This window comes from Nitrosomonas sp. (assembly GCF_040256045.1).
GTDB lineage: Bacteria > Pseudomonadota > Gammaproteobacteria > Burkholderiales > Nitrosomonadaceae > Nitrosomonas.
In genome coordinates, this window is sequence record NZ_JBDZWD010000056.1 from 1 (window position 1) to 12,665 (window position 12,665).

Genomic DNA, 12,665 nt, shown 5'->3' on the forward strand with positions numbered 1-12,665 from the left:
ACGAGTTTTCTTTTCTAGTGCAAGAACTTAGAGCGAAATGTCAACAGACCCTAGTCATCTACGATAATTCGGGGCGTTTTCCGATATTTCCCTGTTAAAATACGCCACGATTTCAATAGAATGAAACATTATGAGTTGTCTGTTCGTAATCAGTGCACCTTCCGGTGCCGGTAAAACCAGTGTGGTCCGTACTCTGCTGCAGACGGATATCAATCTGACTCTCTCGATTTCCTATACCACGCGTCCGCCCAGGCGAGATGAAAAAAATGGTCATGATTATTTTTTCGTTGATCATGTAACGTTCAAGGATATGCAGACACGAGGTGAGTTTCTGGAAAGCGCCGAGGTGCACGGCAATCTCTATGGCACATCACGTAAATGGATAGAAGAAACCATGGCAGCAGAGCAGGATGTTTTGCTGGAAATAGACTGTCAAGGCGCACAGCAGGTACGCACGCTCTATCCGCAAGCAACTTCCATATTTATTCTGCCTCCCTCCATGGAAGCATTGAAACAACGTCTGGAACAACGCGGTCAGGATGAAAACAAAGTCATCGAACGCCGGTTGGCTGCTGCCCACAGTGAAGTCAGCCATGTGAACAGATTTGATTATGTGGTGGTCAATCACGACTTGGAAGCAGCAGCACGAGATGTTACCTGCATCGTTCAGGCTGAGCGATTGAAAACGATACGTCAGCTCGTCAGGCAGCGTTCCCTGATTGCTGAACTCTCCTGATTTTTTACAGATTTTTATTACAAATTCTTACTGGAGTTACCCTGTATGGCACGTATTACGGTAGAAGATTGTCTGGAAGTAATCCCAAATCGTTTCGACATGACACTGGCAGCCACTGTGCGGGCGAGGCAGGTCTCAGTCGGTTCCACACCGATGATCGATTCCGAGCGCGATAAACCGATCGTCATTGCCTTGCGTGAACTGGCACAAAAAAAATACGGCGAAGAAATACTCAATACGCTCCGCTGACCAGACAATACTCCATCCTGATGCGGGTATCACTCTACCCGCATCACCATTCCAGCCATCATACCCAAACCGGTAAAACCGGTTTTTTCAGTTTTCTACATCCGTTTACAAATGTTTCTTGCATCGTAATTTGCAATCGAAGCCGCACAGCTTCTTGTATTAGCTCAATATAACAACAGATTTATGTCGCGTTGCGCATCGATACTACCGACATCGGCCGCTCGGGTATACGAAAACCTCTGTCAAGAAAGAACTCCTCTGTGCCCTGAAATGAGGTGGCATACACCGGCACACCGCGACACCTCTCAACCACCGTAGCTAACAAAGCAGAGCCTATTCCCCGACGTTGATAGGTCGGCCGAACGACAAGCTCTCCAACAAAGGTTGAAAATGCACCATCTGTGAACGCACTGATATATCCGACAAGCAGTCCGTCAGAATCCCGGCAATAGGCAATAATCGGATAGGCTGACAGCGACTTTTCAATAGCTGTAGCATCATAATCCCCTTCCGTACCCCAGCCTGCAGAGACCATTAGGTTTGCAAGCTCCCCGGCTGCAATATTTTTATCAGAAAACATTTCGAAACTGGACATATCAATTCCCCGTGTGAATCTATCAGATTTTTTCTGCGACAATTGCGTATCGACCTTTATCTCTCCCTCCATCCGGCAAATTCATATATTCGCCAATTATCATGCGACAAGATAATCGATGGAGGAACACCTCTGTTTCCTGTGGTGTATTGGAATCATAATAAAACTCCTCTCCATACATGAAATCTATAAATTCCGGGTGAGCAGATCCACCAACAGTCAACATAAACCTGCCTCCTGACGAAAGTCCGCGTACCACCTTACTTACGATGAGTTCATGTTCTGTACGCCGAATATGGAAAAGCGAATCCCAGAGCAGAGCGCCGTGATACCCTTCTACTGGCTCATACGACTCTATTGAAGACAGAACCCATTGCTCGTGCGGAAGCTTCTGCCGGGCAAGCCGCAGCATCTCCTCTGACTGATCCACTCCGAGAACACAACGCCCTTGGGAAACGATATATTCAGCCATCGGACAGCCGGTGCCACACCCCAGATCCAGAATCGTCGAGCCTGTTGGCGCAACCGAAAGAATCGCATCGAGATATTCGCGCTCGCGTCCAAAGAACCCGCTACGAGCGACATTCCATAAATGCGCAATTTTGTTATATGAATTACGATTCATCAAAATAAGAAACCTGGCAATTGGGTCAGACGACTATCCATCAGAATCATTCTCCGGGATAAATGTTATGCGGGTGACTTACCGTCTCTGTCAGCAATCCGCTGGAGTATGTGTTTTTCATATTCCTTCACAAAGGCGCGTATTTGGCGCGTGCATGTACATACCACGAACATCATCATGGTGAGAATATTGACGGCTGGAAAGATTAGGGTCATGTCTACTTACAGCGTGCATACATAAAACATGGCCTGGGAGCTGGACTGATGTTGGGATGCACGGTGTACCGCTGCAGCACGGCCTCACGAATGAAACCTGCCTTTTCCAAAGTACGCGCTGATGCATTATTTTCTATGTCACAGGTAGCCTGAACTCGGAAGCAGGCTGGCTGAGCCAGTGACAATTCGGTGAATGTTGCAACAGCTTCTGGCATGAGGCCAATACCCCAATTTTTACGCGCAAGAACGTAGCCAATATCTACTATATGCGAATGGATACGCGCTTCCAGCATTCCGATCGGAATATCTGACCCACCCTGCAAAGTAAGAATGTATGGTCGAGCTTCCCCACTGACCCACGCCTGACAACAGTATGAGACGAAGCCCTCTGTTTCGCTGATAGATTGGTGAGGCTGCCAAACCATATAATGAGCAACTTCCAAGTCTTGCGTATAAGCACAAAAAATAGCTGCAGCATCATCCGGATGAGGCTGGCGCAAGATAAGGCGCGTCGTTCTTATTTCATCAGGTAATGCAATTATCATTGAGCGTCAGTCTAAACGAATGATTAATTCCATCCCATTGAGCCAGATGTAGCAGAACACCCGATGGATCCCAGACATAAGTGACCAATGCACCATAAGATTCCTGTTTCGGCGGAGCCACACGGGCAGAAGGAAAATGGCCAGATTCTATGAGCTTCGTGATATCAGCAAAACAATTAGCCGCGTCCTGTACGGATATGTGAAGCATGCTGTTCTCAGCCCACTCTTTTATATAGTAGCGCTGCAGGTAGAACCTCGATCCTGCAAGGTTGAGCAATGCCAGATTGTCATCTGACCATTCCAATTCACAGCCCAATGCCAAGTAAAAATCCTTGGATAACGCAAAATCCTGAGATGGAATAAAGGGACGAAGATCACTTGCGTGAAGGTTGATCACTGAATTCTCCTAGAAGCCTGTATTGTGCACAAATTCTGATGGTGTTCGATATCCCACTAACAACAGTAAGATTGACTCAGTCAATCCGCCAGCTGAATCCCATTGCAAAACGGCGCTATAATCAGGGTTTTCGTTGTAAACACAAAATATGACCACGATAGTATCAGTCCGACGCGGACAACGGGTAGCATTGGGTGGTGATGGCCAGGTAACACTCGGCGCTGTCGTCGCCAAGGCCAGTGCACGCAAAGTACGCAGACTTTATCACGACAAAGTGCTAGCCGGATTTGCGGGCGGTACGGCAGATGCCTTCACACTGTTTGAGCGCTTCGAAGCCAAATTGGAAAAACATCAGGGACATCTCATGCGATCCGCAGTCGAACTTGCCAAGGACTGGCGCACCGACCGTATCCTGCGCCGTCTGGAAGCAATGCTGGTGGTAGCCGATCATGAAGCCACCCTGATCATCACAGGTGCAGGAGACGTAATTGAGCCGGAACAGGGAATTGCAGCCATCGGCAGCGGAGGCGCCTACGCTCAGGCGGCGGCACGTGCCCTACTGGAAAATACCGATCTGAACCCAAAGGAGATCGTTACCAAAGCACTCACGATCGCCGGGGATATCTGCATCTATACCAATCAGGTGCATGTCATCGAACAGCTCGACTAAACAGAAATCATTCCATATCAGGAAATCCCATCATGTCGCATATGACTCCGCAGGAAATTGTTCACGAACTGGACAAACACATCATCGGACAGGACACAGCCAAACGTGCTGTCGCAATCGCACTGAGAAACCGCTGGCGCCGGCAGCAAGTGGATGAACCCCTGCGCCATGAAATCACCCCAAAGAATATTCTGATGATCGGTCCGACCGGCGTGGGCAAGACTGAAATTGCCAGGCGACTGGCCAGACTGGCCGATGCGCCCTTCATCAAAATCGAGGCGACCAAATTTACCGAAGTGGGCTATGTCGGACGAGATGTCGATTCCATTATCCGTGATCTAGTGGAATCGGCCATCAAGCAGGCACGTGAGCGCGAAATCCGAAAGAACCAGCCACTGGCTGAAGATCGTGCAGAAGAACGAATACTCGATGCATTGCTACCACCTGTCCGCGACCTGGGCTTTGAAGCCAGCTCCAGCGAAGAAAATAACGCAACACGTCAGAAATTCCGCAAAAAATTACGTGAAGGTGAACTGGACGACAAAGAAATCGAAATCGAAGTCACCATGGCACAAACCAGCATGGAAATTTTCGCCCCGCCGGGAATGGAAGAGCTGACTTCTCAGATTCAAGGTATGTTCCAGAACATGGGTGCTGGCAAAAGAAAAATGCGCAAGCTGCGTATCCGGGAAGCCAGAAAGCTGCTGACCGAAGAAGAAGCTGCCCGCCTGGTCAACGATGAAGAATTGAAGCTGGGTGCGGTACAGAATGTCGAACAAAATGGCATCGTGTTTCTCGATGAAATCGACAAAATAACCAGCCGTTCGGAAGTCTCTGGCTCCGATGTTTCACGCCAGGGTGTTCAGCGAGATTTGCTGCCACTAGTGGAAGGAACAACTATTTCCACAAAATACGGCATGATTCGCACCGATCACATTCTCTTCATCGCCAGCGGGGCTTTTCACCTGGCCAAACCGTCAGATCTGATTCCCGAACTGCAGGGTCGCTTTCCAATTCGAGTGGAGTTGGAAAATCTCAGTGCCGAGGATTTCAAACAGATACTCACCAACACCGATGCCTGTCTCATCCGTCAATATCAGGCGTTACTGAAAACCGAGGGTATCGAACTGAATTTTTCAGAAGATGCCATCGGGCGACTGGCCGAAATTGCTTTCTCGGTCAATGAAAGAACCGAGAACATTGGTGCCAGAAGGCTGCACACCGTGATGGAAAAATTGCTGGAAGATATTTCATTCAACGCCACCCGTCACAGTGAAAGCACACATGTCATCGACGCCGCGTATGTCGATGAACGTCTTGGCAAGCTTTCACAAAGTGAAGATCTGGCCCGCTACGTGCTGTAATCACATCTTAATGAGAAATGTCGTCGTTCTCAGTGGGGCAAGAACCGCGATCGGTGATTACGGTGGCGCACTGAAGGATCTGGCACCTGCCACACTGGCAACCATAACAGTCAGGGAAGCAATCACCCGCGCCAGCGCCGATCCTGACAAAATCGGACACCTCGTCGCTGGGCATGTCATCCCCACTGAAGCGCAAGATATGTATCTGGCGCGCGTAGCGGCGCTGGATGCTGGCTTACCGCAGAGTGTGGCGGCACTGACTCTAAATCGTGTTTGCGGCAGTGGATTGCAGGCCATCATCTCCGCTGCTCAGGCAGTTCAACTGGGGGATACAGAAGTGGCTATCGCTGCTGGAGCCGAGTCGATGAGCCGGGGAGGATACCTGCTCCCCGCGCTGCGCTGGGGACAACGTATGCAAGACAGTACCGCAATCGACATGATGGTGGGAGCTCTGACCGACCCGTTTGACCAGGTACACATGGGAATCACCGCAGAAAATATCGCTGAAAAATGGGATATTACCCGCGAGCAACAGGATCAATTCGCACTGGAAAGTCATCGCCGTGCCATTCACGCTATTCATAACGGTTATTTCCACGAGCAAATCGTACCGGTTGAAATTTCTACCCGCAAAGATGTAATGATATTCGATACGGACCAGCACCCGCGCGACAATATCAGTATGGAAACACTGGGTAAACTACGCCCTGTTTTCCGGGAAGATGGCACAGTCACGGCCGGTAATGCATCCGGCATCAATGATGGCGCTGCCGCGCTGGTGCTCATGGAGGAACGCGCTGCCGAACGAAATCACCATCAGCCGGTGGCCCGTCTGGTCGCTTACGGCCACGCCGGAGTAGACCCGCGCTACATGGGGATCGGCCCCGTGCCCGCAGTCAGACAGGCGCTGAATCGCGCCGGACTCAGTCTGGCTGACATAGATGTCATCGAATCTAACGAGGCGTTTGCTGTGCAGGCATGTGCGGTAGCCCGGGAACTGGATTTCGACCCGAATAAAGTCAATCCAAACGGGGGGGCTGTGGCACTGGGGCATCCAATTGGTGCATCCGGTTGTATACTGGCAATCAAAGCTATTTATGAGCTACGACGCATAAATGGCCGCTACGCACTGGTCACCCTGTGCATCGGTGGCGGACAGGGGATCGCCGCAATTTTTGAGAAACTCTGATTCGACTGCCTATCCTATGGAGAACAGATATGTCCACACTGACCCGATCCTCTGCCTGGCTGGCTCTGAGCGCACATCAGACAAAAATCGCCAACCGCCCTTTGCGCACACTGTTTAACAAAGATCCGCAACGATTCGACAAATTCTCGCTGCAATTCAAAGATCTGCTGCTTGACTACAGCAAGCAACCCGTCGATGCAACCACTATTCGTCTCCTGCTGGCACTGGCGGAACAGCAAAAGCTGGCGGACTGGCTCAGACGCATGGCTAACGGTGAAAAAATCAATTTCACCGAGAACCGAGCGGCACTGCACATTGCCTTGCGTGCCAATTCACCAGTTTTCATGGATGGCGCGGATGTTACACAGGAGGTCAGGCGGGTATTGCAGCAAATTGAACGGTTCGTCCAGAAAATACACAGCCAGTCACACCGGGGTTACTCCGGTCTGCCGATCACCGATGTCGTCAATATCGGAATAGGAGGCTCTGATCTGGGACCGGTAATGGTGACTGAAGCACTCAGACCTTACCACTTACCGCAGCTTCGGGTTCATTTCGTCTCCAATCTCGATGGCGCTCATCTTTCTGATACGTTGCAGTACCTCAACCCTGCTACCACTCTGTTCATCATCGCATCCAAAACGTTTACTACTCAGGAAACCCTGACCAATGCCCACTCAGCCCGAAAATGGTTTCTGGCAGGAGGAGGCAGTAAACAGGATATCGCAGCACACTTTGTCGCCGTTTCTACTAACCGCGAGGCAGTCAGCCAGTTCGGGATCGATCCGGACAATATGTTTGAATTCTGGGATTGGGTAGGCGGGCGCTATTCGTTATGGTCAGCCATCGGTCTGCCGATTGCGCTGGCAGTGGGAATGGAAAATTTCCGTTCACTGCTGGCTGGTGCGCAGAAAATGGATGATCATTTTCTGACTACTCCCTTCGAGCAGAATCTGCCGGTCATGTTGGGTTTGATCGGTATCTGGCAGATCAATTTCTTTCACATCACCAGCCAGGCCATTCTGCCCTACGATCAATCCATGCACCGTTTTCCGGCTTATCTGCAGCAACTGGAAATGGAGAGTAATGGCAAACGTGTCACCCGGAACGGAGAAGCTGTCGATTACAGTACGGGCGTGGTTATCTGGGGTGAGCCCGGTACCAATGGTCAGCATGCCTTTTATCAACTGCTGCATCAGGGCACACAAAACTTCACTGCTGATTTTCTGGCGCCGTGCCGCTGCCATCACCCGTTATCCGACCATCATCCCATGCTACTGGCCAATTTTTTTGCACAAACCGAGGCACTTATGCGCGGAAAAACCGAGCAGGAAGTTCGATCTGAGCTGACAAAACAGAATTTATCTGCTGATCTTATAGAATATTTACTTCCTCACCGTGTTTTTCCGGGTAACCATGCCACAACCTCAATCCTATTCAAAAAACTTGATCCGACAACGCTGGGCATGCTGATCGTACTGTATGAACATAAAGTGTTTGTACAAAGTGTCATCTGGGAAATCAATCCGTTCGACCAGTGGGGAGTAGAGCTCGGCAAACAGCTGGCCGGCAAGATTCTGGCTGAACTGGCCCTGGATAGACCGGTAACCGGACACGATGCATCCACCAATGGCCTGATCAATTTTTACAGAGCACAGCAATAAAAAATGGGATCAATCTGAAAGCCATGTCTTTATCTTCTTCCCGCAAAAACTCACGAGTGTTGTTTGTCACTTCCGAAGTATTTCCATTATGCAAAACCGGAGGATTAGGTGATGTCAGTGCCGCATTACCTACCGCACTGCGTGAATTGAAGGTAGATATACGCTTACTCGTACCCGGTTACCCGTCAGTACTATCCGGGCTCAAATACAAACGCAAGCTGGCAGAATTCGATCTCTTGCCGCACTTCCCTCCAACCACCCTGTTCTCTTCCCGATTACAGATCAATGAATCTATCAGTGTGCCTGTATATGTAATCCATTGCCCGGAACTCTATCAGCGGTCAGGAAGCAGCATCTATCTGGATGATAACGGGCAGGACTGGCCAGATAACGCCCGACGCTTCGGCCTGCTGTCAAAAATGGGTGCACTCCTTGCCAGTGACGTCAGCCCGCTTTCCTGGGTACCGGATATTGTCCACTGCAACGACTGGCAAAGCGGGCTCACCCCTGCTTATCTCCACTACCACCCTGGAAAGAAGGCAGCCAGCCTGATGACACTGCACAACCTTGCTTTTCAGGGTTGCTTCTCACCCGCTGAGGTCACCAGGCTGGGATTGCCACCCGAAAGCTTCAACGTGCATGGCGTCGAATACTACGGTGATATGTCGTTCCTCAAAGCGGGAATCTATTATGCGACCCGGATTACCACGGTCAGCCCCACTTACGCCCAAGAAATTCAGCATGAACCACTGGGATTCGGTTTACAGGGATTACTGGCTGAACGCAGCAATACTATCACCGGGATCATTAATGGTATCGATACCACCGTCTGGAACCCGGCAACCGATCCGCACATCGTAAAAAAATATTCAAGTCGCAACCTGGCAGCAAAAAAAACTAATAAGCTTGCTCTACAACGAGAAATGGGGCTGGAAGAAAATGAGGAGATTCCGCTGTTTGCCGGAATCAGCCGTCTCAGTTACCAAAAAGGCTACGATATTCTGCTGCAGGCCGCACCCATACTGGTCGATCTTCCTGCTCAACTAGTGTTACTGGGAAAAGGAGATCAATCGTTAGAGAAACAGCTCGTTACGCTTGCACAAACCAACCCCGCCAGAATTGCCGTCCGCATCGACTACGACGAAGCCCTCTCGCACCGGATCAATGCCAGTGCAGATTGCTTCCTGATGCCTTCCCGCTTTGAACCGTGCGGGTTGAACCAGATGTACAGCCAGCGCTACGGCACCCCACCCATCGTCCATGCAACCGGCGGCCTGATCGATACGGTGGCCAATCTGGCTCCTGATACTCTGCTCGACGAACTCGCAAGCGGATTTCATTTTCGCAAAATGAACGCAGATGCATTCATGAACGAAATCAAACGGGCAGTTGATACCTATTATGACGTCAAACTATGGAGAACTCTGCAGCGCAATGGCATGCGTAAAGATTTCAGCTGGCGGGCCAGTGCCTTGGCATATCTGTCCATTTATTCGCTGTTGACGCAACAGTAAATGCTTTAGGTCCTTGGGACACTTTCTACAACATACTTCTTTTAATGATGCTCCCCCACGAGGGAATGAGCGCCTCCCAACGCTCCAGACAGCCACTACAGTAATTTTTTCAATAGCCTACCGAAATTCAGATTCATTCAGCATGCACTGCAACCAGATAAACCAGCCAGGTATCTGAAAAAACAGTATATTAATCAGACTCATTCTATGATATAAAGAACAGTCATATATCATATTCTTAATTTCTTCAACGTGATAAAAGACTGTTTGCAGTTTTTTATCAGCATCATCAATTAACTCACTCCTAAGGAAGTTACAAAATATGAACCTTAAATCGGGAATCAAATATGGCACTATCATGGCTGGAATCATTCTAGGCCTGTCGATGAGTTCTGCTCATGCTGGTATAGCTGGCTCGATGGTACTGGACATAACCGGTGGTTGTTTTTCCTATGGTGCCAGCGGTGCGACAGGCTGTAACATAAGCGATGGCTCAATAGGTGCTGCTGGGGCCAAAGAATATGCCACCGGGTCATTTACATTCAACAATACCCTTTCCGGGATCAGTAATCCGGCGACCTATGCCTATCAGGCCTCTGTTTCCCTACATGCAGAAGCTCTTGGTAATCCAGCCATTTCGTTTGATGACACTCGATCAAAAACATTTGCCACGCTAGCTGATCTGACATCTCACCCTTTGTGGGGAACAGCCAGGGATTTTGTATTATCCGTATTTAACAGCCCATCCGGCTCATTTACAGCGACTATCCCGGCTATGCCACCAGCACCTGCAATGGGACCATTCACAGTTTTCTGGAATTACATGCTTGATCCTGAATCGACACCAACTAATGCTACCGGCTCATTCGAAGCCTGGTCTACAGATGATCTAAATGGACTTTCACTTGCTTTACTGGGCCAACAACTTCCAAACAACCCAGTCGATTTCATAATGAACATAAGACTTGACGCAATTTCAGTCCCGGAGCCTGCCATGATCGCACTGATCGGTTTGGGGATTTTAGGAATGGGAGCAGCACAAAAGCGCAAAACCTCTACACCTCAGCCTAGCTGAATATAGGCTGAATAAACATAAGCAAAAAGAAATTTATCGTAGTGGCTTTTCAGTGCAGAGTAATTCAGCCTGAAGAGCCATCTAGCTTTCAGTACCTGAACACAAATCAGGATTGCCCTGATGGTAACGATTCCGGACAGTTCAGTATTGCCTCAATCGCTCCCAGATATTTATCAATTACGATTCGCTCATCAAATTCTCGCTCCATCTTTTCTCTGCCGCGCAACCCCATGGCCGTACGTTCAGAGTGCAATAGTGCAACTACTTTGGAGATTTTGTCGGCAAGATCAACGGCATCTCGTGGCTTGCATAAATAGCCATTAACTCCGTCATCAACAACATCACGGCATCCAACCGAGTCTGTTGTCACAATCGGGCGCGCCATCGCTGCTGCTTCCAGCAGAGTACGGGGAATACCTTCTCGATAGGAGGGCAAGACAATGCAGTCAGCCGATGCAATTTCCTCCGCCACGTTATCACTCACGCCCAGATAGCGAATGATTCCCTCTTCCACCCATTCATCCATCTGCTGACGTGAAATAGCCGTCAGGTTTTGTACGTCCAGAAAACCCAGCAGGCAAAATTCGGCATCCACTCCCTGTTTTTTCAGAATACGCGCTGCTTCGACAAATTCGCCCACCCCCTTATCCCACAACATGCGCGCAATCAGTAGAAAACGTAAAGGGATTTTACCGGGCAAAGGTACAGGTATAAAACGACCGAGATCAATACCCGAACCCGGCAAGCGGCCAGTAATGGTATCCGATACCAGTTTCCCTGAAACAAACAGTCCCCTGTCTTCGTTATTCTGGAAAAATACCTTTACCGAACGTGACAAGGCCAGACGGTATAACCCTCGCACCAATCGAGTCAGCCAGCCTTCCTGGATAAATACCGTCCCCAGACCAGCGATATTATTGATTACTGGAACACCCGACAAATGTGCAGCCAGTGAACCGTAAATATTCGGTTTGACCGTATAACCCAGGTAGATAGATGGTTTTTCCTTACGCATCAGCTGCAAGAAACGCCAGAAAAGCAATAAATCCCGCCCCGGATGAGTTCCTTTGTTATCCATGAGCAGAGGTATGTAACGACAACCCAATTTTGCCAAATGAGGTGCATAACTATCCGGTGGTGCAACCGCCACCACTTCGTAACCTGCAGCAACGAGAGCGCGAATCAGACCCGCACGAAAATTTACCAGATTCCATGCTGCATTGAGTGCAATAACAATTTTATTATCCACTCTGCTCACATCTTTTCATAATTTATCTAAAATTCATAAAATTCTTATTCTGTAACCAGATTCCATGCAAGATGATAATTCTCGATCATACGCTCCAGGCTGAAATGAGTTTCCACTCGCTGCCGTACAGCAGTACAGCGTGCCTGCCAGGCTGATCTGTCGAACATAGCCGAACGTGACTGCAACAAAGCATCAGCAAGTGCTTTCGGATCTTTTGGTGGCACCACCCAGCCCATCTCACCAACAATCAGAGCAGCATCACCTACATTCGTCGTTACTACCGGTGTCCCGCAGGCCATGGCTTCAGCTACTACATTAGGAAATGCTTCACTGGAGCTGGATAGCACATGCACATCCAGAGCATTCATCACATCGGGTATATCTGTGCGCTGCCCCAGCAATCTCACTTCACTGGTCAGATTGTGTTCTGCCAGCCATACCATCAACTGCGTATTATTCTGATCCAGGCCACGACCAGCCAGCACACAGCAAAAATCCACACCATTGCTTTTGATAATTGCCAATGCATTCAGCAAATTCTCGTGATCCTTGAGTGGATCAAACCGTCCTACCATACC

The 12,665-nt window shown here is 49.4% G+C and carries 14 protein-coding genes; 8 read left to right on the forward strand and 6 right to left on the reverse strand.

Going from position 1 to position 12,665, the window contains the following annotated elements; translation table 11 throughout:
* Positions 1 to 130 precede the first annotated feature (130 nt).
* Together gmk and rpoZ are read left to right on the forward strand one after the other, a co-directional pair.
* Positions 131 to 736, forward strand: a complete 606-nt coding sequence (gene gmk / locus ABUL11_RS09650) for a guanylate kinase (protein WP_350283645.1) — start codon at positions 131 to 133, stop codon at positions 734 to 736.
* A gap of 45 nt (positions 737 to 781) precedes the next feature.
* Positions 782 to 985, forward strand: a complete 204-nt coding sequence (rpoZ, locus tag ABUL11_RS09655) for a DNA-directed RNA polymerase subunit omega (RefSeq protein ID WP_011112746.1) — start codon at positions 782 to 784, stop codon at positions 983 to 985.
* Positions 986 to 1,166: 181 nt separating this feature from the next.
* Here the strand turns inward: rpoZ and ABUL11_RS09660 are convergent, their stop codons facing one another.
* The 4 genes from ABUL11_RS09660 to ABUL11_RS09675 form a co-directional block, all read right to left on the reverse strand.
* Entirely contained in the window at positions 1,167 to 1,580 is a 414-nt protein-coding gene (locus ABUL11_RS09660; protein WP_350283646.1) for a GNAT family N-acetyltransferase, read from the reverse strand.
* Positions 1,581 to 1,602: 22 nt separating this feature from the next.
* Positions 1,603 to 2,205 (reverse strand): class I SAM-dependent methyltransferase, encoded by a 603-nt coding sequence (locus ABUL11_RS09665; RefSeq protein WP_350283647.1) that lies wholly within the window; start codon positions 2,203 to 2,205, stop codon positions 1,603 to 1,605.
* A 217-nt stretch (positions 2,206 to 2,422) separates the two neighbouring features.
* Positions 2,423 to 2,965 carry a GNAT family N-acetyltransferase gene (locus tag ABUL11_RS09670; RefSeq protein ID WP_350283648.1) on the reverse strand — a complete coding sequence of 181 codons (543 nt, stop codon included), beginning with the start codon at positions 2,963 to 2,965 and terminating at the stop codon, positions 2,423 to 2,425.
* Positions 2,946 to 3,362: a VOC family protein gene (locus tag ABUL11_RS09675; RefSeq protein WP_350283649.1), complete on the reverse strand. Its 417-nt coding sequence runs from the start codon at positions 3,360 to 3,362 to the stop codon at positions 2,946 to 2,948. Before ABUL11_RS09675 ends, ABUL11_RS09670 begins: the two co-directional genes overlap by 20 nt.
* Positions 3,363 to 3,510: 148 nt before the next feature.
* Here ABUL11_RS09675 and hslV point away from each other — a divergent pair, with 148 nt between their 5' ends.
* From hslV to ABUL11_RS09705, 6 genes are all read left to right on the forward strand, one after another.
* Positions 3,511 to 4,032 carry an ATP-dependent protease subunit HslV gene (gene hslV, locus ABUL11_RS09680; RefSeq protein ID WP_350283650.1) on the forward strand — a complete coding sequence of 174 codons (522 nt, stop codon included), beginning with the start codon at positions 3,511 to 3,513 and terminating at the stop codon, positions 4,030 to 4,032.
* A 32-nt stretch (positions 4,033 to 4,064) separates the two neighbouring features.
* The gene (gene hslU, locus ABUL11_RS09685) at positions 4,065 to 5,396 is read left to right on the forward strand and encodes an ATP-dependent protease ATPase subunit HslU (RefSeq protein WP_350283651.1); all 1,332 of its coding nucleotides are present in this window, start codon (positions 4,065 to 4,067) and stop codon (positions 5,394 to 5,396) included.
* A 10-nt stretch (positions 5,397 to 5,406) separates the two neighbouring features.
* On the forward strand, positions 5,407 to 6,585 hold the full coding sequence (locus ABUL11_RS09690; RefSeq protein ID WP_350283652.1) for an acetyl-CoA C-acyltransferase family protein: 1,179 nt from the start codon (positions 5,407 to 5,409) through the stop codon (positions 6,583 to 6,585).
* Positions 6,586 to 6,614: 29 nt separating this feature from the next.
* Complete coding sequence (pgi, locus tag ABUL11_RS09695) at positions 6,615 to 8,249, forward strand: glucose-6-phosphate isomerase (protein WP_350283653.1); 1,635 nt, start codon at positions 6,615 to 6,617, stop codon at positions 8,247 to 8,249.
* Positions 8,250 to 8,272: 23 nt separating this feature from the next.
* Complete coding sequence (glgA, locus tag ABUL11_RS09700) at positions 8,273 to 9,763, forward strand: glycogen synthase GlgA (RefSeq protein WP_350283654.1); 1,491 nt, start codon at positions 8,273 to 8,275, stop codon at positions 9,761 to 9,763.
* Between the two features lie 358 nt (positions 9,764 to 10,121).
* Positions 10,122 to 10,838, forward strand: coding sequence for a PEP-CTERM sorting domain-containing protein (locus ABUL11_RS09705; RefSeq protein ID WP_350283655.1), 717 nt, complete (start codon positions 10,122 to 10,124; stop codon positions 10,836 to 10,838).
* A gap of 106 nt (positions 10,839 to 10,944) precedes the next feature.
* On the opposite strand, the gene ABUL11_RS09710 is transcribed toward ABUL11_RS09705, so the two are convergent.
* Together ABUL11_RS09710 and ABUL11_RS09715 are read right to left on the reverse strand one after the other, a co-directional pair.
* Positions 10,945 to 12,087 carry a glycosyltransferase family 4 protein gene (locus ABUL11_RS09710; RefSeq protein WP_350283656.1) on the reverse strand — a complete coding sequence of 381 codons (1,143 nt, stop codon included), beginning with the start codon at positions 12,085 to 12,087 and terminating at the stop codon, positions 10,945 to 10,947.
* Positions 12,088 to 12,131: 44 nt separating this feature from the next.
* Positions 12,132 to 12,665: glycosyltransferase (locus tag ABUL11_RS09715; protein WP_350283657.1), on the reverse strand; the 534-nt coding region annotated here is incomplete at its 5' end.

Bases quoted from the DNA above. Each gene is read 5' to 3' on its own strand.
- ABUL11_RS09660 (WP_350283646.1), bottom strand. From the start codon at position 1,580: ATGTCCAGTTTCGAAATGTTTTCTGATAAAAATATTGCAGCCGGGGAG.
- pgi (WP_350283653.1), top strand. From the start codon at position 6,615: ATGTCCACACTGACCCGATCCTCTGCCTGGCTGGCTCTGAGCGCACAT.
- hslU (WP_350283651.1), top strand. From the start codon at position 4,065: ATGTCGCATATGACTCCGCAGGAAATTGTTCACGAACTGGACAAACAC.
- ABUL11_RS09665 (WP_350283647.1), bottom strand. From the start codon at position 2,205: ATGAATCGTAATTCATATAACAAAATTGCGCATTTATGGAATGTCGCT.
- rpoZ (WP_011112746.1), top strand. From the start codon at position 782: ATGGCACGTATTACGGTAGAAGATTGTCTGGAAGTAATCCCAAATCGT.
- hslV (WP_350283650.1), top strand. From the start codon at position 3,511: ATGACCACGATAGTATCAGTCCGACGCGGACAACGGGTAGCATTGGGT.
- ABUL11_RS09670 (WP_350283648.1), bottom strand. From the start codon at position 2,965: ATGATAATTGCATTACCTGATGAAATAAGAACGACGCGCCTTATCTTG.
- ABUL11_RS09705 (WP_350283655.1), top strand. From the start codon at position 10,122: ATGGCTGGAATCATTCTAGGCCTGTCGATGAGTTCTGCTCATGCTGGT.
- ABUL11_RS09690 (WP_350283652.1), top strand. From the start codon at position 5,407: ATGAGAAATGTCGTCGTTCTCAGTGGGGCAAGAACCGCGATCGGTGAT.
- gmk (WP_350283645.1), top strand. From the start codon at position 131: ATGAGTTGTCTGTTCGTAATCAGTGCACCTTCCGGTGCCGGTAAAACC.
- glgA (WP_350283654.1), top strand. From the start codon at position 8,273: ATGTCTTTATCTTCTTCCCGCAAAAACTCACGAGTGTTGTTTGTCACT.